Here is a 24140-nt window from a genome sequence, read left to right as displayed (position 1 = left end):
ATATTAGTGTGGCAGCGCGTCGGCAGGCAGGTTATAGAGCTGCGCCAGGGTTCGGACCTTATCGCTGACGCCCTCAAGCATCACCTCACGCCCCTGTTTGCGGGCAAAGGCCACCAGGTGAACCAGCAGGGCCACCCCGGCGGTATCAACGCGGGCCACCCCGGTGAGGTCGATGACGTCAACGCCGTTCAGCGCCTGCGCCCTCGCCTCCCACAGTTCGTTCAGCACGTCCTGGTCCAGCTCTCCCTGGAGAGCCAGCCGCTCGCCATCGCGCGTCCAGCGAAGCTGGTCAGCCATTATTTCTTCTCGTCCAGGGTGATTTTCTGCTGGGAGATCGATTTCAGCTGTGCGGTCAGACCGTCAATGCCTTTGGTACGCAGCAGGTCGCTCCACTCGTTCTGTTTAGTGGTGATCATGCTGATGCCTTCGGCAATCATGTCATAGGCCTGCCAGTTGCCGGTCTGGCTGTTTTTACGCCACTGGAAGTCGAGGCGTACCGGCGGACGGCCATTTGGATCGTTAATGGTGACGCGGATCGGCACGATGGTGGCGTTACCCAGCGGCTGCTCCGGCGCAATCTGGTAGGTCTGGCCGTTATACATCGCCAGCGCCTGGCCGTAGGCCTGCTTCAGGTACTCACGGAAGGCGGCAAAGTAGGCATCACGCTGAGCAGGGGTCGCCTCTTTGTAGTAGCGGCCCAGCACCAGAGCGCCAGCGTATTTCACCTGCACGTAGGGCAGCAGTTCTTGATCGACCACCTCACGCAGGTAATCCGGGTTAGCGCGGATTTTCGGCTGCTCGGTTTTAAGGCGATCGAAGGTCTTTTTCGCCGCTTCCTGCATCAGCGTGTACGGGTTGCTCTGGTCGGCGGCGGTGGCTGCCGTCAGCGGAGCAATAGCCAGTACGGCAATCATTAACAGTCGTTTAAACATGCGTCACTTCTCCTTATGGATTCGTCGGGGTGGCGGACGGTGCAACGTCAGTATCAGCAGCGCCCGGCGCTGGCGCATCACCTGAACTCTTATTGTCGCTACCTTTGCTGTTGTAAAGGAATTGTCCGATCAGGTCCTCAAGTACCATGGCGGACTTGGTATCCTGAATGGTGCTGCCGTCTTTAAGCATAGAACTTCCCAGCTCGGGATCGTCAAAACCGACGTTAAGCGCCAGATATTGTTCCCCCAGCAGGCCGGAGGTACGAATAGCCAGCGAGCTGGTATCCGGGATCTGGTTATAACGCTCTTCGATATCCAGCGACACGCGCGGCAGGTAGGTTTTCGGATCGAGTTCGATATCGGCCACGCGCCCAACCACGACGCCGCCGATACGTACCGGCGAGTGGACCTTCACGCCGCCGATGTTGTCGAAAGTAGCGGTGATCCGGTAGGTTGGTTCACTCCGCATAGAGGCGACGTCCGCCGCCTTCAGGCAGATAAAAAGCGCTGCCAGCAGGGCAATCAGAAGAAAAATACCCACCCAAATTTCTGTTTTTTTCGTTTGCATCTACTCAGTTCCCAAACATCAGAGCGGTGAGCACAAAATCGAGGCCGAGAATGGTCAACGATGAGTGCACAACGGTACGTGTGGTGGCCCGGCTGATCCCTGCCGACGTGGGGATCGCGTCATAACCATTAAACAGCGCGATCCAGGTAACAGTAATAGCGAACACCACGCTTTTGATCAGGCAGTTCACCAGATCGAGGCGCAGATCGACGGCGTTTTGCATCGCCGTCCAGAAGAAGCCGGAATCGATGCCTTTCCAGTTTACGCCCACCAGCGAGCCGCCCCAGATGCCGACCGCGACAAACATGATGGTCAGCAGCGGCAGCGAGATCACCCCCGCCCAGAAGCGTGGCGAAATCACCCGGCGCAGCGGATCCACCGCCATCATCTCCATGCTGGAGAGCTGCTCGGTCGCCCGCATCAGGCCGATTTCTGCCGTCAGCGCCGATCCGGCCCGCCCGGCGAACAGCAGCGCGGCAACCACCGGCCCCAGCTCGCGCAGCAGCGACAGCGCCACCAGCATACCGAGACTGGTCTCGGCGCTGTAGGTGGTGAGCACCAGGTAGCCCTGAAGCCCAAGCACCATACCGATGAACACCCCGGAGACCAGGATGATGAGCATCGAGAGCACGCCCACATTATAGAGCTGGCGGATCAGCAGCGGGGCGTGCTTGCGAAACTCGGGCTTGCCGACCAGCGCATTGAATAACATCAACCCGGCGCGCCCGAACGTCGCGATCGTTTTGATCCCGCGATGTCCAAGCGATGCCAGTGCATTTAACAGCATGAGTGGCTTAGCTCCCTGTTCCTAATAAATCGTGAAGGTAGTCACCTGCCGGGTAGCGGAACGGCACCGGGCCATCCGCAATGCCGTCAAGGAACTGGCGTACCCGGGGATCGGCATTCTCCTGGAGTCCCTGCGCGCTGCCGTGGGCAACGATCTTTTTGTCGGCCACGATATAGGCGTAGTCGGCAATACTCAATACTTCGGGCACGTCGTGGGAGACCACGATGCAGGTGACGCCCAGGGCGCTGTTCAGCTCAGAGATAAGCTTGACCAGCACGCCCATGGTGATGGGATCCTGGCCGACAAAAGGCTCATCAAACATGATCAGGTCCGGCTCCAGGGCAATCGCCCGCGCCAGCGCCGCCCGTCGGGCCATGCCGCCGGAGAGTTCGGACGGCATCAGCTTCGCCGCACCGCGCAGGCCAACGGCCTCCAGCTTCATCATCACCGTGCTTCTAAGCAGCGCAGGCGGCAGATGCGTATGCTCGCGCAGCGGATAGGCCACGTTGTCAAACACGGTCATGTCGGTAAACAGCGCCCCGGACTGGAACAGCATGCTCATGCGCTTACGCACGGTGTAGAGCCGGGTACGCGACATAGCCGGTACGTTTTCGCCGTCAAACAGGATCTCACCGCCATCCGGTGGGATCTGCCCGCCGATCAGGCGCAGCAGGGTGGTTTTACCGATCCCTGACGGCCCCATGATCGCGGTGATCTTGCCCCGCGGCACCGTCAGTGAAATATTGTCGAAGATACACCGATTGCCACGGGAGAAGCTGACGCCACGGACATCGACTAAATTCGCCATCGTCTGGCTCATTTATTTTTCCTTCTGCCTTGTTAGGTGTCACCGGGGCGCGTCATTGCGCCTGGTCACGATATTTTTACAGAATATTGTGTGCATAGGTTAGCTAAAGCTGGCATTTGTTTTACTTTTAAGCCGCTTAAAGTCAAAATTAGGACTCGCTGTGTCTAACCGATCCTTTTCTCGCCTGCGATCGCTGACTGCGGACCGGCGATTATACCTGAAGAAAGGACTTTAGATGCTTTTAGCGATGGCGCTGTTAATTATTGGTTTACTTTTGGTGGTCTACAGTGCCGATCGTCTGGTGTTTGCCGCATCTATTCTCTGCCGGAGCGTCGGGATCCCGCCGCTGATCATCGGCATGACGGTGGTCACCATCGGCACCTCCCTACCTGAAATCATGGTCTCGATGGCCGCGTCTCTGCATGGGCAGATGGATCTGGCCATTGGCACGGCGCTGGGCTCTAACATCGTCAATATTCTGCTGATCCTCGGTCTGGCGGCCCTATTCCATCCATTTACCGTACATTCTGATATTCTGCGTCGCGAAATCCCGCTAATGTTGATCGTTAGCGCACTGGCCGGTGTGGTGCTGTACGATGGCCAGCTTAGCCGGGCGGACGGTCTCTTTTTACTGCTGTTAGCCGTGCTCTGGCTGGTATTCATTGTTAAGATTGGCCGCCAGGGCAATGATAGCCTGACGCGGGAGCAGCTGGCAGAGCTGCCCCGTGAAGGCAGTCTGTCGGTGGCGTTCCTCTGGCTGGGGGTGGCGCTGATCGTCATGCCGATGGCCACCCGGATGGTGATTGATAACGCCACCGTGCTGGCTAACGTGCTGGGAATGAGCGAGCTGACTATCGGCCTGACGGTCATTGCTATTGGCACCAGTCTGCCGGAGCTGGCTACCGCTATCGCGGGTACACGGAAAGGCGAAGATGATATTGCCATCGGTAACATCATCGGCTCCAGCATTATTAATATCGCCATTGTGCTGGGCCTGCCCGCGCTGATTGTGCCCGGCTCCTTTAACCCGCTGGCCTTTACGCGTGACTACGGCGTGATGCTGGCGGTCAGCGTGATCTTTGCCCTGCTGTGCTGGCGTCGGCAGCGCCAGACGGGCCGAGGTGCAGGGGCGCTGTTGATCGGCGGTTTTATCATATGGATGGCGATGCTCTACTGGCTATCGCCGTATATCACTGGATAATCGGAAACCTATTATGTCGCACATAGATTTGCCGCCGGGCTTTGACTTTCAACAGGCAGGCAAGGATGTACTGACCATTGAACGTGAAGGCCTGGCCGAGCTTGACCGCTATATCAACGAAGACTTTACCGAAGCCTGCGAAAAGATGTTCTACTGCGCCGGTAAAGTGGTGGTGATGGGCATGGGCAAATCTGGTCATATCGGACGCAAAATGGCGGCGACCTTTGCCAGCACCGGCACGCCGTCGTTCTTTGTGCATCCAGGCGAGGCTGCCCATGGCGATCTCGGCATGGTTGCTCCGCAGGATATCGTTATCGCCCTGTCGAACTCCGGCGAGTCTAACGAGATCCTTGCGCTTATTCCGGTGCTGAAACGCTTGCAGGTGCCGTTGATCTGCGTCACCAGCCGTCCGGAGAGCAGCATGGCGCGGGCGGCGGATATTCATCTGTGCGTCAAAGTACCGCGTGAAGCCTGTCCGCTGGGGCTGGCCCCCACCTCCAGCACCACGGCTGCGCTGGTCATGGGCGACGCGCTGGCGGTAGCGCTGTTGAAGGCGCGCGGCTTTACGGCAGAGGACTTTGCCCTCTCCCACCCCGGCGGCGCGCTCGGACGCAAGCTGCTGCTGCGGGTAAACGATATTATGCACACCGGGGATGAGATCCCCCACGTCAGCAAAGAGGCCTCCCTGCGCGACGCGCTGCTGGAGATCACCCGCAAAAATCTGGGTATGACGGTGGTGTGCGACGACCTGATGAAGATTGAAGGCATCTTCACCGATGGCGACCTGCGCCGCGTGTTTGATATGGGTGCGGACGTGAGAAGCCTGGGTATCGCTGACGTGATGACCCCCGGCGGCATTCGCGTTCGCTCAGGCACGCTGGCGGTTGACGTCCTGAACCTGATGCAGTCCCGCCATATTACGGCGGTGATGGTTGCCGATGGCGACCAACTGCTGGGTGTGGTACATATGCACGATCTGCTGCGCGCAGGCGTAGTGTAAAAAGGATACGAGAATGAGTAATGCTGGTGCGTCACTGGCGACCTGCTACGGGCCGGTCAGTACGCAAGTGATAGCAAAGGCGGAGAAGATCCGCCTGCTGATCCTGGACGTCGATGGCGTAATGTCTGACGGCCTGATTTTTATGGGTAATAATGGTGAAGAGCTGAAAGCGTTCAACGTGCGCGACGGCTACGGCATCCGCTGCGCGTTGACCTCGGGCATCGAGGTGGCGATCATTACCGGCCGCAAGGCCAAACTGCTGGAAGACCGCTGCGCTACGCTGGGGATCACGCATCTCTATCAGGGGCAGTCAGACAAGCTGATCGCCTACCGGGAGCTGCTCACTACCCTCGCCGTTAGCGCTGATGAGGTCGCCTACGTGGGTGATGACCTCATCGACTGGCCGGTGATGGCGGAAGTCGGGTTAAGCGTGGCCGTGGCCGATGCGCACCCGCTGCTGCTGCCGCGTGCGGACTACGTTACGCATATTCAGGGTGGACGCGGCGCGGTACGTGAAGTCTGCGATCTGCTGCTGCTGGCGCAGGGCAAACTGGAAGAGGCCAAAGGGCAATCAATATGAGTAAAACCAGACGTTGGGTTATCATTCTGCTATCGCTGGCGGTGCTGGTATTGATTGGCGTCAACCTGACCGATCGGGATGATGACAGCGAGGTGGCGATCAACAATAGTGAGCCGACCTACCGCAGCGAACATACCGATAGCGTGGTCTACAGCCCGGAAGGGGCGCTGAACTATCGCCTGATCGCACAGCACGTGGAGTATTTCTCTGACCAGGCAGTCTCCTGGTTTACGCAACCGGTATTAACCACCTTTGACGAAAATAAAGTACCGACCTGGTCGATCAGGTCAGATAAAGCCAAACTGACTGATGACCGTATGCTGTATCTTTATGGACATGTTGAGGTTAATGCCCTGACAGCAGAGTCCCAACTGCGGAAAATCACGACGGATAACGCGCAGATTAACCTGATTACTCAGGATGTTACCTCGAACGATCTGGTCACGTTATACGGTACAACATTTAATTCCAGCGGCCTGAAAATGCGCGGCAACTTACGCAGCCAAAACGCCGAGCTGATTGAAAAGGTTAGAACCTCCTATGAAATTCAAAATAAACAAACTCAGCCTTAATCTTGCGCTTGCCAGCGTACTTCTGGCCGCGTCTGTCCCGGCGCTGGCCGTGACCGGCGATACCGATCAGCCGATCCATATTGAATCTGACCAGCAGTCTCTGGATATGCAGGGCAACGTGGTCACCTTCACCGGCAACGTGGTGGTGACCCAGGGCACGATTAAGATCAACGCCGATAAAGTGGTCGTTACCCGTCCGGGCGGTCAGGAAGGCAAAGAGATTATTGACGGCTACGGCAACCCGGCCACCTTCTACCAGATGCAGGATAACGGTAAGCCGGTGCAGGGCCATGCTGGCCAGCTGCACTACGAGCTGCAAAATGACTTTGTGGTGCTGACCGGCAACGCCTTCCTGGAGCAGCAGGACAGCAATATCACCGGCGACAAAATTACCTATCTGGTCAAAGAGCAAAAAATGCAGGCGTTTAGCGAAAAAGGCAAGCGCGTGACCACCGTCCTGGTTCCGTCTCAGCTGCAGGACAAAGGCAATAAACCGGCACCGGCCCCGAAGAAGAGTAACTAATTCGTTATGGCAACGTTAACTGCAAAAAATCTTGCTAAAGCCTATAAAGGCCGCCGCGTGGTCGAGGATGTTAGCCTGACCGTAAAATCCGGCGAAATTGTGGGCCTGCTTGGCCCCAACGGGGCGGGTAAAACCACCACGTTTTACATGGTCGTTGGCATTGTCTCCCGCGACGCGGGTAACATCATTATCGATGACGAAGATATCAGCCTGCTGCCGCTGCACGCCCGCGCGCGCCGTGGTATCGGCTATCTGCCGCAGGAGGCCTCTATTTTCCGTCGCCTGAGCGTGTACGATAACCTGATGGCGGTGCTGCAAATTCGTGACGATCTCTCCTCCGAGCAGCGCGAAGATCGTGCCAATGAGCTGATGGAAGAGTTTCACATCGAGCACCTGCGCGACAGCCTCGGCCAAGCCCTCTCCGGCGGTGAGCGCCGCCGCGTTGAGATCGCCCGTGCGCTGGCGGCAAATCCTAAATTTATCCTGCTGGATGAACCCTTTGCTGGCGTTGACCCTATCTCGGTTATCGACATTAAGCGCATCATTGAGCACCTGCGCGACAGCGGACTCGGCGTGCTGATCACCGACCACAACGTGCGCGAGACGCTGGCCGTGTGCGAACGCGCCTACATTGTCAGCCAGGGGCATCTGATTGCCCACGGCACGCCGCAGCAAATCCTTGAAGACGAACAGGTTAAACGCGTATATCTTGGGGAAGACTTCAGACTCTGATAGGGTTAATGACGGTAATGTTTTAGCGGGAGAGAAGTGCTCTGAACATGAAGCAAGGTTTGCAACTGCGGCTAAGCCAACAGCTCGCCATGACGCCCCAACTGCAACAGGCTATTCGTCTGTTGCAGCTCTCGACGCTGGAACTTCAGCAAGAACTTCAGCAGGCGCTGGATAGCAACCCGCTGCTGGAGCAAACCGATCTTCACGATGAGATAGACGCGCAGCAGACCCAGGATACCGAAACGTTAGACTCCGCCGACGCCCTTGAGCAGAAAGATATGCCTGAGGAGCTGCCGCTGGATGCCAGCTGGGATGAGATCTACACCGCCGGTACGCCATCGGGCAACGGCGTGGACTATCAGGACGACGAGCTTCCCGTCTACCAGGGCGAGACCACCCAGTCACTACAGGACTATCTGATGTGGCAGGTGGAGCTGACCCCCTTCTCCGATACCGATCGCGCTATTGCCACCTCCATTGTCGACGCCGTGGATGAGACCGGCTACCTGACCGTCTCTCTGGAGGATATCCTCGACAGCATGGGCGACAGCAACGTGGGGCTGGACGAGGTCGAAGCGGTGCTGAAACGCGTCCAGCGTTTCGATCCGGTGGGCGTGGCGGCAAGAGATCTGCGCGACTGCCTGCTGATCCAGCTCTCCCAGTTCGCCAGCGATACGCCGTGGCGGGCCGAAGCCAAACTGATCATCAGCGATCACCTCGATCTGCTGGCGAACCACGATTTCCGCACCCTGATGCGCGTTACCCGCCTGAAGGAAGAGGTGCTGAAAGAGGCGGTGAATCTGATCCAGTCGCTGGATCCGCGCCCTGGCCAGTCGATCCAGACCGGCGAGCCGGAGTATGTGATCCCCGACGTGCTAGTGCGCAAGCATAATGGCCGCTGGATGGTCGAGCTGAACGCTGACAGCATTCCGCGTTTGCAGATTAACCAGCACTACGCCGCCATGTGCAGCGGCACGCGTAACGATGCCGACAGCCAGTTTATCCGCAGCAATCTTCAGGAAGCCAAATGGCTGATTAAGAGCCTGGAGAGCCGCAACGATACCCTGCTGCGCGTCAGCCGCTGCATCGTTGAACAGCAGCAGGCCTTTTTCGACAAAGGCGAAGAGTTTATGAAACCGATGGTGCTGGCGGATATCGCCCAGGCCGTCGAGATGCACGAATCCACCATTTCACGCGTGACAACCCAGAAGTACCTCCACAGCCCGAGAGGTATTTTTGAGCTTAAATACTTCTTCTCCAGCCACGTGAATACCGAAGGCGGCGGCGAAGCCTCGTCGACGGCCATCCGCGCGCTGGTGAAGAAGCTGATAGCCGCAGAAAACCCTGCGAAACCACTGAGTGACAGTAAGTTGACCACCCTGCTGTCCGATCAGGGTATCATGGTGGCTCGCCGCACCGTTGCGAAGTATCGAGAGTCTTTATCCATCCCGCCGTCTAACCAGCGCAAGCAGCTGGTCTGACCCAACCGATAAGGAAGACACTATGCAGCTCAACATTACAGGGCACAATGTCGAAATTACTGAAGCACTGCGCGATTTTGTCGGTACAAAATTTGCTAAGCTGGAGCAGTACTTCGAGCGGATCAATCAGGTCTACATTGTGTTAAAAGTGGAGAAAGTGACGCACGTCGCGGACGCCACACTGCACGTAAACGGTGGCGACCTCCACGCCAGTGCGGAAGGGCAAGACATGTATGCGGCTATCGACGGTTTAATTGATAAACTGGCGCGACAGTTAAACAAACATAAAGATAAACTGAAACAACACTAATTGTCCGGGCGTTCGACGGCAGTTAGCAACCTGCTGTGGTCACGCAGCAGGTTGTCTGCACGAGTCACGCTTAGGTGAATTTATGATGAACAACGATCCCGCTCTTCAATTGAGCAATGTCCTTAACCAGGAATGTACCCGCAGCGGCGTGCACTGCCAGAGTAAAAAGCGTGCGCTGGAGATTATCAGCGAGCTGGCTGCCAAGCAGCTTAGCCTGCCGCCGCAGGTGGTCTTTGAGGCCATCCTGACCCGTGAAAAAATGGGCAGTACCGGTATCGGCAACGGTATCGCGATCCCCCATGGCAAGGTCGAGGAAGATACCCTGCGCGCCGTCGGCGTCTTTGTCCAGCTGGAGACCCCTATCGCCTTTGATGCTATCGATAACCAGCCGGTGGATCTGCTGTTTGCCCTGCTGGTGCCGGCCGATCAAACCAAGACGCATCTGCACACGCTCTCTCTTGTTGCCCGCCGCCTGGCGGACAAAACCATCTGCCGACGCCTGCGCGCCGCGCAGAGCGATGAGGAGCTGTATCAGATTATCACGGACAGCGAAGGCAGCCACGATGACGCATAGCCGGGAAAAGGCTTTTCTATTTGCTCGCCTGAGGAGAAACGGTACATGGTACTGATGATCGTCAGCGGTCGCTCGGGCTCGGGGAAATCAGTTGCCCTGCGAGCGCTGGAAGACATGGGCTTCTACTGCGTGGATAACCTGCCGGTAGTGCTGTTGCCCGAACTGGCGAAATCGCTGGCCGACCGCCAGATCTCTGCGGCCGTCAGCATTGACGTGCGTAATATGCCAGAGTCGCCGGAAATTTTTGAACAGGCAATGAACAACCTGCCGTCGGCCTTTTCGCCGCAGCTGCTGTTCCTTGACGCCGATCGCAACACGCTGATCCGGCGCTACAGCGATACCCGACGCCTGCACCCCCTCTCCAGCAAGAACCTGTCGCTGGAGAGTGCTATCGACGAAGAGAGCGACCTGCTGGAGCCGCTGCGCTCCCGAGCGGATCTGATCGTCGATACCTCAGAGATGTCGGTGCATGAGCTGGCAGAGATGCTGCGTACCCGCCTGCTGGGCAAGCGCGAGCGCGAACTGACCATGGTGTTTGAGTCGTTTGGCTTCAAGCACGGCATTCCTATCGATGCCGACTACGTCTTTGACGTCCGCTTCCTGCCGAACCCGCACTGGGATCCGAAGCTGCGCCCAATGACCGGCCTTGATAAACCGGTGGCGGCGTTCCTCGATCGGCATACCGAAGTGCACAACTTTATCTACCAGACCCGCAGCTATCTGGAGCTGTGGCTGCCGATGCTGGAGACCAACAACCGCAGCTATCTCACCGTCGCCATTGGCTGTACGGGGGGCAAGCACCGTTCGGTCTATATTGCCGAGCAGCTGGCGGACTACTTCCGCTCGCGGGGTAAAAACGTGCAGTCCCGCCACCGTACGCTGGAAAAACGCAAAACATGACCGTTAAGCAGACCGTTGAGATCACCAACACGCTGGGTATGCACGCCCGTCCAGCAATGAAACTGTTTGAGCTGGTTCAGGGGTTTGATGCCGAAGTGCTGCTGCGCAATGACGAAGGTACCGAGGCGGAGGCCAGCAGCGTGATTGCGCTGCTGATGCTCGACTCCGCCAAAGGTCGTCAGATCGAGATTGAGGTCAGCGGCCCGCAGGAGCAGGAGGCGCTCGCCGCCGTGATTGCCCTGTTCAACGCCGGTTTTGACGAAGACTAATGCCGGTCGCGCCGGGTGGCGGCTACGCCTGACCCGGCCTACACCTTAGGCAAATTGTACCTTTCGTGCGCTTAACCCCTGCCAACGTATCCTTAAGATAACCTTAAGCTAGCCGTTTATTTTCCATTTAAGTTGCCTGGCCATACTTGGATTGTTTCCAAAACAATTTCCAAAAAAGCAGGACAACCTATGATTCGCTTATCTCATCTCACCCCGTTGGGCACCGGTCGGCACCGCCAATGCTATGCGCATCCGGACAATGCCCAGCGCTGCATTAAGATCATCTACAACTACGAGAGCGGCGGCGATAAAGAGATCAAGCGCGAGCTGAGCTACTATGCCCATCTCTCTCGCCGTTTAACAGACTGGAGCGGGCTGCCGCGCTACTACGGCACGGTCGAAACCGATCTGGGGACGGGATACGTCTACGATATCATCACCGACTTTGACGGCTCCCCGTCAAAGACCCTGACCGAGTATGCCGCCCAGTGCCGTGAAGCAGGCAACAGCAAGGCCCTCTACCCGCTGCTCAGAGCACTAAAAAGCTACTTGCGCAAAAACCGCATCGTGACCATGAACCTGAAACCGCAGAACGTGCTTTGCCGCCGCATCAGCGCGGATGAGGTGGTGCCGGTAGTGTGCGACAACATTGGCGAAGGCACGCTGATCCCGCTGGCAACCTGGTCAGGCTGGGCCTGCGCGCGTAAGCAGGCCCGCCTGTGGCAGCGCTTTATCGCTCAGCCGGCGCTTGCCAACGGACTTAGTGCAGCGAATGCTGGGTCATAAATTCTTCACCGCCCAGCTGGCGCATCTGGCGCATAATCCATGCCTGGCGATTGCGCACGTAGCCCGAAGGGGCACTGGCCTTAAAGCGGATAGGATTGGGCAGCACGGCCGCCAGCAGCGTGGCCTCTGACATCGTCAGGCGGCTGGCAGGCTTGTTAAAGTAGCGCTGGGCTGCCGCCTCGACGCCAAAAACTCCCTCGCCAAATTCGGCAACGTTGAGATAAACCGTCAGGATCCGCCGCTTGCTCCACACCGTCTCCATGCCAAGCGTTAATCCGGCCTCCAGCCCCTTACGCAGCCAGCTGCGCCCGTCCCAGAGGAAGAGATTTTTCGCCGTCTGTTGCGACAGGGTGGATGCACCGCGGATCCGGCTGGCGTTACGCTCGTTATGGGAAACCGCTTTCTGAATAGCGTCGACGTCAAAGCCCCAGTGGGTCGGGAAGGTCTGATCCTCAGCGGCAATCACCGCCAGCCCCATCCAGGGTGAGATATCATCCATCCCCACCCAGTCAGAGTGGGCAACATAGTTGAAATTGCCGCTCAGCCAGGCCGATATCTGGCGCTCCGCCATCACCGCCGAGAAGGGAACCGGCATAAAGCTGAACAGCAGAACGCCGCCGCCCCAGAGCAGGGCCAGCCCCAGCAGGGTACGCAGCAGCAGACGCTTTATTTTTACCTTCAATGAGGCACTGCGTAACGCCATTACGCCAGCACCAGCACGCGCGCGACCAGTTTCTCAATGCCGCTGGCGGCCTCGGCAATATTTTGCGCCACCATATAGGCGGGGGTGGTGACGACCTTGTTCTCTTCATCCACCACGATGTCGTCCACCGGACAGGTCACATGCTCCGCGCCCATCTCTTCCAGCACGTCGGCGGTGTCGATGTCTGTCCCGATGGTCAGGCGCAGCGGGAAATCAAAAATTTTCGGCAGCATGGCCGGGGCGATACAGATAAAACCCAGCGGTTTACCGGCGGCGTGCATCGCCAGCGCCAGCTGCTTCAGGCCGCTATCCACGCTGCACTCTGCGCCCTGGGCGGCGAAATTGCTGAGGTTCTTTGCCGCACCGAAGCCGCCGGGGACAATCAGGGCGTCCAGCGCGTCGGCAGAGGCCTGGCTTAGCGGCTGGATCGCGCCGCGAGCAATACGCGCTGCTTCAATAAGCACGTTGCGGCTCTCCGCCATCGAATCGCCGGTAAGATGGTTGATCACGTCCGACTGCGGTTTATCCGGTGCAAAACAGACCGCCTCCGCGCCGCTGCGGGCAATCGCTAATAGCGTAATGACGGCCTCATGAATTTCAGTTCCGTCGTTAACGCCGCAGCCGCTGAGTACCACTCCCACTTTTTTCATTTTGCCGATCCTTTCTTGCAACATGCTGACGATTATTAAAAATTTTGATAAGGACGCTATGCTTCACACATTTCATCGATTCATATAACAAATAAGTTAAGATTTGCTATCTTATGTGCGGGCTTGACACTCTTTCCGCCTGTGCCCATTGAATAACCAACCCTAAAAATACCGGCACGGCCACAATTTCCCTGGTGTTGGCGCAGTATTCGCGCACCCCGGTCTATCCGGGGTCATTTTTTGCCCGCCCCGGCGACCCACGCCTTAAGCACCGCAATATCGTCCTGCCATGCCAGCTTCATCTCCTCAATCCATTCGCCTACGTTGTCCCACCACGCCGGCAGATCGGAAGACTGAATTTGCTTGCCCAGCTGTTGCAGACGACGCAGGCCAATCGAGCCCGCCGCGCCCTTGATCTTATGCCCCTCTTCCGCGATACCCTTCTGGTCGCGAGCGGTCAGATTGGATTCAAGGATCGCGATATAGCCCGGCATCATCTTCTCAAACATCGCAATGCCGTCGACGATCACCTTCGGACCAATAATTTCCAGGTACTGCTCCAGCATCGGAATATCTAACAGCGTCTGTGCCTTATCGTTATCGACAGCGTCCACCGTACTCTCCTCCTCGTCTTCACAGGTATCCCAAAACTTCTTGATCATCGCGGTCAGCGCCGGTACAGCCAGCGGCTTGCTCAGGACATCGTCCATTCCCGCATCCAGATACTCTTTTTTATCTTTCAAGACGTTGGCGGTCAAGGCCACCAGCGGCGGCAGATCCTCCCGGGCGTAGTTCTGGGTAAGCTGACGAGAGATGTCCAGCCCGGTCATGTCCGGAAGCTGAATATCCAGCAGCAGCAGATCGTATTCGCCTGGGGTAAACATCGCCAGCGCCTCTGTTCCGGTCATGGCAACGTCAACGCTGCATCCCAGCTTTTCCAGCACCGATCGCGCCACGATCACGTTCAGTTCGATATCCTCTACCAGCAGCACGTTCAGGGCCGGGAGCGGCATCTCATCATCCGCGAACCCGTCCTCGACTTCCTCTGCGACGGCAGGGGCGTGCACCGTCAGCACAAAGCGCGAACCTTTGCCCAGCTCGCTGGTAACGGTAATATCGCCGCCCATGCTTTTCGCCAGCCGCCGCGAGACCGCAAGACCAATCCCCGTGCCGGTGGCCGGTTTGCCGCCGTGCTTGTCTTTAACCTGGTAGTACATGGCAAAAATTTTATCCTGCTCCACCGGCGGGATGCCGATACCGGAGTCCTCAACCTCGAAGCGCAGCATCTCGTTATCGTCATAGCGAATGCGCACCGTCACCTGGCCCTGCTGGGTGAACTTCACCGCGTTGCTGATGAGGTTCCACAGGATCTGCCGCAGCCGGGTGCCGTCGGTAATGACCTTATGCGGCAGGGGTAGCGTCGGCTCGACAACAAAGCTCAGCCCCTTCTGCTGCGCCTGCAGTCCAGAGAGGGTTTCGAGATCGGCCCGGAAGCTGGTGAAGTCTACCGGCTGGTTGTCCAGCTGCACCTTGTGGCGCTCCATCTTATCCATGTCGATAATATCGTTGAAGATATTTCCCAGCGTGACCGCAGAGACGTGGATGGTCTTGAGGTACTTCTCCTGCTCGTCGCTCAGCTCGGTATCGAGCAGAATACGGCTCAGGCCAACGATGCCGTTAAGCGGCGTACGCAGCTCGTGGCTGATGGTGGAGATAAAGGTGGTCTTGTCCCGGCTGGCGCGCTCCAGCGCGTCCTGGTAACGCTTGCGCTCGGTAATATCGCGGCCAAAGCCCATCAGCCCGTGGCGTTTACCCACCCGGTCGTAGTAGGGAACCTTGCGGATCTCAAAGCAGGCTTTGCGCCCGTCCGGGTACTCCAGCCACTGCTCATAGGTCAGGGAGACGTTGTGACGAAACACTTTCTCATCAGTTTCGTTAACTTTTTCCGCCGCCTCCGGCGAGTAGACGTCGTCCGGCTTCAGGTTAACCAGCTGCTTCTCGCTTTTACCGGTCAACAGCTCCATCGCCCGGTTGCAGCCGGAGAACTCTTTATCTTCGTTGCGGTAGAAAACCAGATCCGGCGAGGCGTCGAGGAACGAGCGCAGGAATGAGGACTGCTGCTCCAGCTGGATCTGCGTCTGCTCGCGCTCTTTCATCTCAATTTTCAGCTGCTCAAAGGTGGCCTGGCGCTCGGCCTCGGCGATAGCGCGATCGTTGAGTACCTTGTTGAGCGTGGAGATATTATCTTTCAGCTGAACGTTGAGCTTGAGATCGCGCTCGCGCATCTCCTCCAGCTTTTCCACCAGCCTGGATAGCCGCTGGCGGGACTCCTCTAGCTGCTCAACCACCACCGACAGAAAGTAGACTGCCCAGGGGGTGATCAGTAATCCGAAGAAGATCGAGCGGATCACATCGATACTTTCAACCCGGCCATGCAGCACCATGGTCACGGCCATCTGGACAACAATCGCCAACACTACCAGCGCCAGGGCTAGCAGCATGGAGAAGCGCACCAGGCCAAGCTTCATCATCAGATCGACATAGTACTGTGCGAGTAATCGGATTTGCTTCATTAACGAGTTCCTTCACCACAACGTCGCACAATAATACTCAATTCTGAGCAAAGCGTTGAAGGTTGTGCAAAAAAGTGTGGGATGTCAGGTGGCGCTTCGCTTACCTGACCTACAAAGAAACTGCCAACTTAAGCCAGCCAAGGTCGTCCCAGCGCGGATCCTTGCGCTCCATGGACGTTGAGGTACTTATCCAGCTCGACCATGCCGGTCCAGCGGTTCTCGCACCACAGCGGCGCGAGCAGTGTCGGACGGCGGGCGCTGGCGGAGATGCGGTGGTAGATCACCTCCGGCGGCGTATGGCGGATCATCTCCCCGGCGGCATGGGTATAGGCATCCAGCTCGATACCGGCCAATCGCCCGGCCTGCCAGGCCTTAGCCATCGTACTGCCGGTGACAATATGCAGCGGATGCAGCTTGATACCGTCAACGCCGGTCTCTACGACTCGCTGTAGGGTGGCAAGGCACTCCGTCTCCCCCTCCCCCGGCAGGCCAACAATCAGGTGGCTGCATACCTTCAGTCCGCGCTGGCGGGCCAGCCGGGTAGTGCGCCGGTAGCAGGCGAAGTCGTGGCCACGGTTGATGCGGTGCAGGGTTTTATCGTGGGCCGTTTGCAGGCCCAGCTCCAGCCAGACCTCATAGCCCTGCTGCTGGTATTCGCTGAGCAGATCCAGCACCGCTTCCGGGACGCAGTCCGGGCGCGTTCCGACGCACAGCCCGACTATATTGGCCTGGCTCACCGCCTGGTGGTACATCGCCCGCAGCACCTGAACTTCGGCCCAGGTGCTGGTATAGGCCTGGAAATAGGCCAGGTAGCGCCGGGCGCGGTTAACCCGCGTTTCCTGGTAAGCCAGCTGCTCGGCAATAGAGTTGGCCTGCTGGGCCTCATCGGCAAAGGAGGCAACGTTACAGAAGGTGCAACCCCCGCGGCCAAGGGTGCCATCGCGGTTCGGGCAGCTAAAGCCGCCGTGCAGGGAGAGCTTATGCACTTTTTCACCGTAGCGGCGGGCAAGATCGCCCCCAAACATATTGACTAATTTTTGTAACTGCATAATCTGAAAGGCCGCCCTCAAAAAAGGGCCAAGCCTGCCACTTTTAGCCTCCGTCGGCGATGACCTGGATCAATCGTCATAGCGGCGCTATTTTCTTTGCATAACCAAGCAAAATTACCGCTATTTCATTCATCGCCGTATTGATTACTTTTCCTTATATTGCCAGCCTGTTTTTCGACAATTTTTGCGCAAGCGTAAAACAGTGTCTTTATGCGGGTTACTCCGTGCAACCAGCGAAAAATAGCGCATTAAGGTAAAAAAACAGCGTATACCGGTAACAATAGCGCTTTCTTATAGTGAGAGAGATCACACTCTGTCCCTGCCTGCCATAGCTGTAACCTGGCTGTAAAATAGCTAAATATCCATTATTATCAGTTAATTAACCCTGTATTAGCACATTTTTGTATAAATAAGATTGTGATTTGACCTGTGTGTCGATTCCCGATAAGTTGGATATCCGCTGGAAGCTTTCTGGGTGAGCAGTCTGCTCACCATATTTATGCAGTAATTTAGATTCCCTCTGAAGCAAGTCCTCAACACTTGTTTGACCTAAGCGAAAAGGATGATAGAGGGCGACATGCGAGGCCTGTAGGCTCCGTCGCCACGCCCTTTCTGCGCCTGTGCGCCACGGTCATGAGAGAGTCACGTAGAGCCTGGGGAGGTTCACTGATATGTTGTACGATAAATCTCTTGAGAGAGATAACTGTGGTTTCGGCCTGATCGCCCACATAGAAGGCGAACCTAGCCACAAGGTAGTGCGTACCGCTATTCACGCACTGGCCCGAATGCAGCACCGCGGTGCGATCCTTGCCGATGGTAAAACCGGCGACGGTTGCGGCCTGCTGCTACAAAAACCTGACCGTTTCTTCCGCCTGGTTGCCGAAGAGCGCGGCTGGCGCTTAGCCAAAAATTACGCCGTCGGCATGCTGTTCCTGAACCAGGACGCTGAGAAGGCCGCCGCTGCGCGCCGCATCGTCGAAGAAGAACTTCAGCAAGAGACCCTGTCTATCGTGGGCTGGCGCGATGTGCCAACCAACGAAGGGGTGCTCGGTGAAATCGCCCTCTCCTCGCTGCCACGTATTGAGCAAATTTTTGTCAACGCCCCTGCGGGCTGGCGTCCACGCGATATGGAGCGCCGCCTGTTTATCGCGCGCCGCCGTATCGAAAAACGCCTCCAGGAGGATAAAGAGTTCTACGTCTGTAGCCTCTCTAACCTGGTCAACATCTATAAAGGTCTCTGTATGCCGGCGGATCTGCCGCGCTTCTACCTGGACCTCGCGGATCTGCGTCTGGAGTCGGCCATCTGCCTGTTCCACCAGCGCTTCTCCACCAACACCGTACCGCGCTGGCCGCTGGCCCAGCCGTTCCGCTACCTGGCCCATAACGGTGAGATCAACACCATCACCGGTAACCGCCAGTGGGCACGCGCCCGTACCTATAAATTCAAGACGCCGCTGATCCCGGATCTGCACGACGCCGCACCGTTCGTCAACGAAACTGGCTCCGACTCCAGCTCGCTGGATAACATGCTGGAACTGCTGCTGGCAGGCGGGATGGACATCGTCCGTGCCATGCGCCTGCTGGTGCCGCCAGCCTGGCAGAACAACCCCGATATGGATCCGGAGCTGCGCGCCTTCTTTGACTTTAACTCCATGCACATGGAACCGTGGGATGGCCCGGCGGGCATCGTGATGTCCGACGGTCGCTTTGCCGCCTGTAACCTGGACCGTAACGGTCTGCGCCCGGCGCGCTACGTCATCACCAAAGACAAGCTGATCACCTGCGCCTCAGAAGTGGGGATCTGGGACTACCAGCCCGACGAAGTGGTGGAAAAAGGCCGTGTGGGTCCGGGCGAGCTGATGGTGATCGACACCCGCGGCGGCCGTATCCTGCACTCCCGCGAAACCGATGACGATCTGAAGAGCCGCCACCCCTATAAAGAGTGGATGGAGAAAAACGTACGCCGTCTGGTGCCGTTTGAAGATCTGCCGGATGACGCAGTGGGCAGCCGTGAGATGGATGACGACCTGCTCGCCAGCTTCCAGAAACAGTTTAACTACAGCGCCGAAGAGCTGGATTCCGTGGTCCGCGTGCTGGGCGAAAACGGCCAGGAGGCGGTCGGCTCAATGGGTGACGATACCCCGTTTGCCGTGCTCTCCAGCCAGCCGCGCATCATTTATGACTACTTCCGCCAGCAGTTTGCGCAGGTCACTAACCCGCCAATCGATCCGCTGCGGGAAGCACACGTGATGTCGCTGGCCACCAGCATCGGTCGGGAGATGAACGTCTTCTGTGAAGCCGAGGGCCAGGCGCATCGCCTGACCTTTAAGTCACCGATCCTGCTCTACTCCGACTTTAAACAGCTGACCACCCTGTCGGAGCACCACTACCGCGCCGACACGCTGGATATCACCTTTGACGTCAACACCGCATCGCTGGCAGACACGGTGAGCGCGCTGTGTGATAAAGCAGAACAGATGGTGCGCGACGGTACGGTGCTGCTGGTGCTCTCTGACCGTAACATTGCCAAAGATCGCCTGCCGGTTCCGGCCCCGATGGCGGTAGGTGCTATCCAGACCCGCCTCGTGGAGAAGAGCCTGCGCTGCGACGCCAACATCATCGTTGAAACCGCCAGCGCCCGCGATCCGCACCACTTCGCCGTACTGCTGGGCTTCGGCGCGACGGCTATCTATCCATACCTCGCCTATGAAACCCTGGCGAAGCTGGTGGATACGCACGCCATCGATAAGAACTACCGTAACGTGATGCTGAACTACCGTAACGGCATCAACAAAGGCCTCTACAAGATCATGTCCAAAATGGGCATCTCGACCGTGGCCTCCTACCGCTGCTCGAAGCTGTTTGAAGCGGTCGGCCTGCATGACGAAGTCGCCGATCTCTGCTTCCAGGGCGTGATCAGCCGCATCGGCGGCGCGGGCTTTGCTGACTTCCAGCAGGATCTGCTGAACCTGTCGAAGCGTGCCTGGCTGGCGCGTAAGCCGCTTGAACAGGGCGGCCTGCTGAAGTACGTGCACGGCGGTGAATACCATGCCTATAACCCGGACGTGGTGCGCACCCTGCAGCAGGCGGTACAGAGCGGCGAGTACAGCGACTATCAGCAGTACGCTAAGCTGGTCAACGAACGTCCGGCGGCCACGCTGCGCGATCTGCTGCACATCAACCCGCCTGCGGACGCGGTCAGCATTGACGACGTCGAGCCCGCCAGCGAGCTGTTTAAACGCTTCGATACCGCAGCGATGTCTATCGGCGCGCTGAGCCCAGAGGCCCATGAGGCGCTGGCTGAAGCGATGAACAGCATCGGCGGCAACTCGAACTCCGGCGAAGGCGGAGAAGATCCGGCTCGCTACGGCACCAACAAAGTGTCGCGTATCAAACAGGTTGCCTCTGGCCGCTTCGGCGTGACCCCGGCCTACCTGGTGAACGCGGACGTGATCCAGATTAAAGTGGCCCAGGGCGCGAAGCCTGGGGAAGGCGGCCAGTTGCCGGGGGACAAAGTGACCCCGTACATTGCCAAGCTGCGCTACTCGGTGCCGGGCGTAACGCTGATCTCCCCGCCGCCGCACCACGATATCTACTCGATCGAGGATCTGGCCCAGCTGATCTTTGACCTCAAGCAGGTCAATCCGAAGGCGATGATCTCCGTGAAGCTGGTCTCCGAGCCGGGCGTAGGCACCATCGCCACCGGCGTGGCAAAAGCCTATGCGGATCTGATCACCATTGCTGGCTACGACGGCGGCACCGGCGCAAGCCCGCTCTCCTCAGTGAAATACGCGGGCTGCCCGTGGGAGCTGGGGCTGGTTGAAACCCAGCAGGCGCTGGTGGCGAACGGCCTGCGTCACAAGATCCGCCTGCAGGTGGATGGCGGCCTGAAAACCGGCGTGGACATCATCAAAGCGGCGATTCTGGGTGCAGAGAGCTTTGGCTTCGGCACCGGCCCGATGGTGGCGCTGGGCTGTAAATACCTGCGTATTTGCCACCTGAACAACTGCGCAACGGGCGTTGCAACCCAGGATGAGAAGCTGCGTAAGAACCACTATCACGGCCTGCCGTTCAAAGTGACCAACTACTTTGAATTTATCGCCCGTGAGACCCGGGAGCTGATGGCGCAGCTGGGCGTAACCCGCCTGGTAGACCTGATTGGTCGTACCGATCTGCTCACCGCACTGGAAGGCTTCACCGCCAAACAGCAGAAGCTGGATCTGTCTAAGCTGCTGGAGACCGCCGAGCCGCACCCAGGCAAAGCGCTCCACTGCACCGAGCATAACCCGCCGTTTGATAACGGAGTGCTCAACGCCCAGCTGCTGAACCAGGCTAAGCCGTTTGTTGACGAGCGCCAGAGCAAAACCTTCTGGTTTGATATTCGCAACACCGACCGTTCGGTAGGCGCATCGCTCTCCGGCTACATTGCCCAGACGCATGGCGATCAGGGCCTGGCGTCGGATCCGATCAAAGCCCACTTCAGCGGCACCGCAGGCCAGAGCTTTGGCGTGTGGAACGCCGGTGGCGTTGAGCTGTACCTGACCGGGGATGCCAACGACTACGTCGGTAAAGGCATGGCGGGCGGTCTGCTGGCGGTGCGTCCGCCGGTTGGCTCGGCCTTCCGTAGCCACGAGGCGAGCATTATCGGTAACACCTGCCTGTACGGCGCGACCGGGGGTCGTCTGTACGCCGCAGGCCGCGCGGGCGAACGTTTTGGAGTACGTAACTCCGGGGCGATCACCGTGGTGGAAGGCATTGGCGACAACGGCTGTGAGTACATGACCGGCGGCATCGTCTGTATTCTCGGCAAGACCGGCGTTAACTTTGGTGCGGGTATGACCGGCGGCTTCGCCTACGTGCTGGATGAAGACGGCGAGTTCCGCAAACGCGTGAACCCGGAGCTGGTGGAAGTGCTGAGCGTCGACGACCTCGCGATCCATGAAGAGCACCTGCGCGGCCTGATCACCGAGCATGTGCAGCATACGGGCTCCTCGCGTGGAGAAGAGATTCTGGCGCACTGGCCGACCTTCGCCGCGAAGTTTGCGCTGGTCAAGCCGAAGTCCAGCGATGTTAAAGCCCTGTTGGGTCACCGTAGTCGCAGCGCCGCAGAGTTGCGCGTGCAGGCGCAGTAAGAGGTAGCAATGAGCCAGAACGTATACCAGTTTATCGACTTACAGCGCGTGGATCCGCCTAAGAAAGCGCTGAAGATCCGTAAGATCGAATTTGTTGAGATTTATGAGCCGTTTTCAGAAGGCCAGGCCAAGGCGCAGGCAGACCGCTGCCTCTCCTGCGGCAACCCGTACTGTGAATGGAAATGCCCGGTACATAACTACATCCCGAACTGGCTGAAGCTGGCCAACGAGGGGCGTATTTTTGAAGCCGCCGAGCTGTCGCACCAGACTAACACCCTGCCGGAAGTGTGCGGCCGGGTCTGTCCGCAGGACCGCCTTTGCGAAGGCTCCTGCACCCTGAACGACGAGTTCGGTGCGGTGACCATCGGCAACATCGAGCGCTATATCAACGATAAGGCGTTTGAGATGGGCTGGCGTCCGGACCTGACCGGCGTGAAGCAGACCGATAAGCGCGTCGCCATCATCGGCGCGGGCCCGGCAGGTCTGGCGTGCGCCGACGTGCTGACCCGCAACGGCGTGAAGGCGGTGGTATTCGATCGCCATCCAGAGATCGGCGGCCTGCTGACCTTTGGTATTCCGGCTTTCAAGCTGGAGAAAGAGGTGATGACCCGCCGTCGGGAGATTTTCACCGGCATGGGCATTGAGTTCAAACTCAATGTCGAAGTGGGCCGCGACGTGCAGCTCGACGATCTGCTGAAGGATTACGATGCGGTATTCCTCGGCGTGGGCACCTATCAGTCCATGCGCGGCGGTCTGGAGAACGAAGACGCCTCCGGCGTATTTGATGCCCTGCCGTTTCTGATCGCTAATACCAAGCAGATCATGGGCTTCGGTGAGACCGCGGATGAGCCTTTTGTCAGCATGGAAGGCAAGCGCGTGGTGGTGCTGGGCGGTGGTGATACCGCGATGGACTGCGTACGGACCTCTATCCGCCAGGGCGCAACCCACGTGATCTGTGCCTATCGCCGCGATGAAGAGAACATGCCAGGCTCCCGCCGCGAAGTGAAAAACGCGCGTGAAGAGGGCGTGGAGTTCCAGTTCAACGTCCAGCCGCTGGGTGTGGAAGTCAACGCTAACGGCAAGGTGAGCGGCGTGAAGATGGTGCGTACCGAGATGGGCGCGCCGGATGCACACGGTCGCCGCCGGGCTGAGATCGTCGCCGGTTCAGAGCACGTGGTTCCGGCCGATGCGGTGGTGATGGCGTTTGGTTTCCGTCCACACAGCATGTCCTGGCTGGCACAGCACAGCGTTGAGCTGGACGCCCAGGGCCGCATCATCGCCCCGGAAGGCAACGAAAACGCCTTCCAGACCAGCAACCCGAAAATCTTCGCCGGGGGTGACATCGTGCGTGGTTCGGACCTGGTGGTGACGGCGATTGCCGAAGGGCGTAAAGCCGCCGACGGCATTATGAATTACCTCGAAGTGTAATCATCCGCCCCTTTATCTCGCCGGATAAATAATAATGCCAGTCAGTTAATGCTGACTGGCATTTCGTTATGGAAAGTGCGGTAAGGATATGCAGGCCCGCGATGCTTTCCGTTCACCTCATGGATTGTGCCTCTCTGGAAAACTTGCACACGTGAACGTGCCAGGGTGGCTCGCCGCCACCACCCTGGCGACCCGGGCTCCCGGCAGGGAAAATCGCCGCTACGCGATTCCCTCGGCTTATCCCTTCCGGCTTCCGGGTCGGGCGTGAGGCAACGTCCCTGTAAGGCCACGCCCTCAGCCCGCATCCATGCGGGCTGCCCCGGCCAGAAGTGAACGCCTCGGCGATTTTCAGCCGGACCCAACACCTCGCTTCAATACCGAGCCTACAGCGATTTCTTTGTTGCTATGGAGTACGGTCTCACAGCGAGGGGGTTGAGTCCCCGCTGAAACCGGCGAACCGGAGACCGGATGACAAGGACTGGACGCCAGGGAGGGCGGCCAGAGGCGAAACGAGACACGATGTCGAGTCGAGCCGGCCGTCGGTCAGCCGGGCGGGAGGTGAGCGCAGTGCGCAGCACCGGT

Annotated in this window: 23 protein-coding genes; 14 read left to right on the top strand and 9 right to left on the bottom strand. The window is 58.3% G+C overall.

From position 1 onward, the window contains the following. Positions 1-3: 3 nt before the first annotated feature. The 5 genes from mlaB to mlaF are packed head-to-tail and all read right to left on the bottom strand — an operon-like array spanning position 4 to position 3107. Complete coding sequence (mlaB, locus tag EV102420_RS06225; RefSeq protein WP_042390088.1) at positions 4-297, bottom strand: lipid asymmetry maintenance protein MlaB; 294 nt, start codon at positions 295-297, stop codon at positions 4-6. After that, complete coding sequence (mlaC, locus tag EV102420_RS06220; RefSeq protein ID WP_042390087.1) at positions 297-932, bottom strand: phospholipid-binding protein MlaC; 636 nt, start codon at positions 930-932, stop codon at positions 297-299. Before mlaC ends, mlaB begins: the two co-directional genes overlap by 1 nt. 13 nt (positions 933-945) lie before the next feature. Beyond that, positions 946-1500 carry an outer membrane lipid asymmetry maintenance protein MlaD gene (gene mlaD, locus EV102420_RS06215; protein WP_042390085.1) on the bottom strand — a complete coding sequence of 185 codons (555 nt, stop codon included), beginning with the start codon at positions 1498-1500 and terminating at the stop codon, positions 946-948. 4 nt (positions 1501-1504) lie between these two features. Then, positions 1505-2287, bottom strand: coding sequence for a lipid asymmetry maintenance ABC transporter permease subunit MlaE (gene mlaE / locus EV102420_RS06210; protein ID WP_042390083.1), 783 nt, complete (start codon positions 2285-2287; stop codon positions 1505-1507). 7 nt (positions 2288-2294) lie between these two features. Continuing rightward, positions 2295-3107, bottom strand: a complete 813-nt coding sequence (mlaF, locus tag EV102420_RS06205) for a phospholipid ABC transporter ATP-binding protein MlaF (RefSeq protein WP_042390082.1) — start codon at positions 3105-3107, stop codon at positions 2295-2297. Between the two features lie 223 nt (positions 3108-3330). On the opposite strand from mlaF, the gene EV102420_RS06200 reads away from it, so the two are divergent. The 12 genes from EV102420_RS06200 to yrbL all read left to right on the top strand — a co-directional run bounded on the left by EV102420_RS06200 (position 3331) and on the right by yrbL (position 12023). After that, the gene (locus tag EV102420_RS06200) at positions 3331-4296 is read left to right on the top strand and encodes a calcium/sodium antiporter (protein ID WP_042390080.1); all 966 of its coding nucleotides are present in this window, start codon (positions 3331-3333) and stop codon (positions 4294-4296) included. Between the two features lie 13 nt (positions 4297-4309). Then, complete coding sequence (gene kdsD, locus EV102420_RS06195; protein WP_042390079.1) at positions 4310-5296, top strand: arabinose-5-phosphate isomerase KdsD; 987 nt, start codon at positions 4310-4312, stop codon at positions 5294-5296. 13 nt (positions 5297-5309) lie between these two features. Continuing rightward, the gene (kdsC, locus tag EV102420_RS06190) at positions 5310-5876 is read left to right on the top strand and encodes a 3-deoxy-manno-octulosonate-8-phosphatase KdsC (RefSeq protein ID WP_042390078.1); all 567 of its coding nucleotides are present in this window, start codon (positions 5310-5312) and stop codon (positions 5874-5876) included. Continuing rightward, positions 5873-6448, top strand: coding sequence for an LPS export ABC transporter periplasmic protein LptC (gene lptC / locus EV102420_RS06185; RefSeq protein ID WP_042390077.1), 576 nt, complete (start codon positions 5873-5875; stop codon positions 6446-6448). Before kdsC ends, lptC begins: the two co-directional genes overlap by 4 nt. Continuing rightward, positions 6417-6971, top strand: a complete 555-nt coding sequence (gene lptA, locus EV102420_RS06180) for a lipopolysaccharide ABC transporter substrate-binding protein LptA (protein ID WP_042390076.1) — start codon at positions 6417-6419, stop codon at positions 6969-6971. The genes lptC and lptA overlap by 32 nt, the downstream gene beginning before the upstream one ends. A 6-nt stretch (positions 6972-6977) precedes the next feature. After that, complete coding sequence (gene lptB / locus EV102420_RS06175; RefSeq protein ID WP_042390075.1) at positions 6978-7703, top strand: LPS export ABC transporter ATP-binding protein; 726 nt, start codon at positions 6978-6980, stop codon at positions 7701-7703. Between the two features lie 47 nt (positions 7704-7750). Further along, positions 7751-9184: an RNA polymerase factor sigma-54 gene (gene rpoN, locus EV102420_RS06170; RefSeq protein ID WP_042390074.1), complete on the top strand. Its 1434-nt coding sequence runs from the start codon at positions 7751-7753 to the stop codon at positions 9182-9184. A 22-nt stretch (positions 9185-9206) separates the two neighbouring features. After that, positions 9207-9494 carry a ribosome hibernation promoting factor gene (hpf, locus tag EV102420_RS06165; RefSeq protein ID WP_042390073.1) on the top strand — a complete coding sequence of 96 codons (288 nt, stop codon included), beginning with the start codon at positions 9207-9209 and terminating at the stop codon, positions 9492-9494. 82 nt (positions 9495-9576) lie between these two features. Further along, positions 9577-10068, top strand: coding sequence for a PTS IIA-like nitrogen regulatory protein PtsN (gene ptsN / locus EV102420_RS06160; RefSeq protein WP_042390072.1), 492 nt, complete (start codon positions 9577-9579; stop codon positions 10066-10068). A gap of 45 nt (positions 10069-10113) precedes the next feature. After that, positions 10114-10968 (top strand): RNase adapter RapZ, encoded by an 855-nt coding sequence (gene rapZ / locus EV102420_RS06155; protein WP_042390071.1) that lies wholly within the window; start codon positions 10114-10116, stop codon positions 10966-10968. After that, the gene (gene npr, locus EV102420_RS06150) at positions 10965-11237 is read left to right on the top strand and encodes a PTS phosphocarrier protein NPr (protein WP_042390070.1); all 273 of its coding nucleotides are present in this window, start codon (positions 10965-10967) and stop codon (positions 11235-11237) included. Before rapZ ends, npr begins: the two co-directional genes overlap by 4 nt. A 189-nt stretch (positions 11238-11426) precedes the next feature. Further along, positions 11427-12023: a PhoP regulatory network protein YrbL gene (gene yrbL / locus EV102420_RS06145; protein ID WP_042390069.1), complete on the top strand. Its 597-nt coding sequence runs from the start codon at positions 11427-11429 to the stop codon at positions 12021-12023. Here the strand turns inward: yrbL and mtgA are convergent. The 4 genes from mtgA to mnmL all read right to left on the bottom strand — a co-directional run bounded on the left by mtgA (position 11998) and on the right by mnmL (position 16998). Next, positions 11998-12726, bottom strand: a complete 729-nt coding sequence (gene mtgA, locus EV102420_RS06140) for a monofunctional biosynthetic peptidoglycan transglycosylase (protein WP_042390068.1) — start codon at positions 12724-12726, stop codon at positions 11998-12000. The genes yrbL and mtgA overlap by 26 nt on opposite strands. Further along, positions 12726-13376 carry an isoprenoid biosynthesis glyoxalase ElbB gene (elbB, locus tag EV102420_RS06135; RefSeq protein WP_042390067.1) on the bottom strand — a complete coding sequence of 217 codons (651 nt, stop codon included), beginning with the start codon at positions 13374-13376 and terminating at the stop codon, positions 12726-12728. The genes mtgA and elbB overlap by 1 nt, the downstream gene beginning before the upstream one ends. A gap of 233 nt (positions 13377-13609) precedes the next feature. Continuing rightward, the gene (gene arcB / locus EV102420_RS06130) at positions 13610-15949 is read right to left on the bottom strand and encodes an aerobic respiration two-component sensor histidine kinase ArcB (protein WP_042390066.1); all 2340 of its coding nucleotides are present in this window, start codon (positions 15947-15949) and stop codon (positions 13610-13612) included. 128 nt (positions 15950-16077) lie between these two features. After that, positions 16078-16998: a tRNA modification radical SAM protein MnmL/YtqA gene (gene mnmL, locus EV102420_RS06125; protein WP_042390065.1), complete on the bottom strand. Its 921-nt coding sequence runs from the start codon at positions 16996-16998 to the stop codon at positions 16078-16080. Between the two features lie 671 nt (positions 16999-17669). Between mnmL and gltB the strand changes: the two genes are divergently transcribed. Beyond that, positions 17670-22130, top strand: coding sequence for a glutamate synthase large subunit (gltB, locus tag EV102420_RS06120; protein ID WP_042390064.1), 4461 nt, complete (start codon positions 17670-17672; stop codon positions 22128-22130). A gap of 9 nt (positions 22131-22139) precedes the next feature. After that, positions 22140-23558, top strand: a complete 1419-nt coding sequence (locus EV102420_RS06115) for a glutamate synthase small subunit (RefSeq protein ID WP_042390062.1) — start codon at positions 22140-22142, stop codon at positions 23556-23558. Positions 23559-24140 lie beyond the last annotated feature (582 nt).

It is taken from the genome of Pseudescherichia vulneris NBRC 102420, from assembly GCF_000759795.1.
GTDB classification, from domain to species: Bacteria; Pseudomonadota; Gammaproteobacteria; order Enterobacterales; family Enterobacteriaceae; genus Pseudescherichia; species Pseudescherichia vulneris.
The sequence above is the reverse complement of the archived record's forward strand: the minus strand, read 5'-3'. Positions and strand labels throughout refer to the sequence as shown.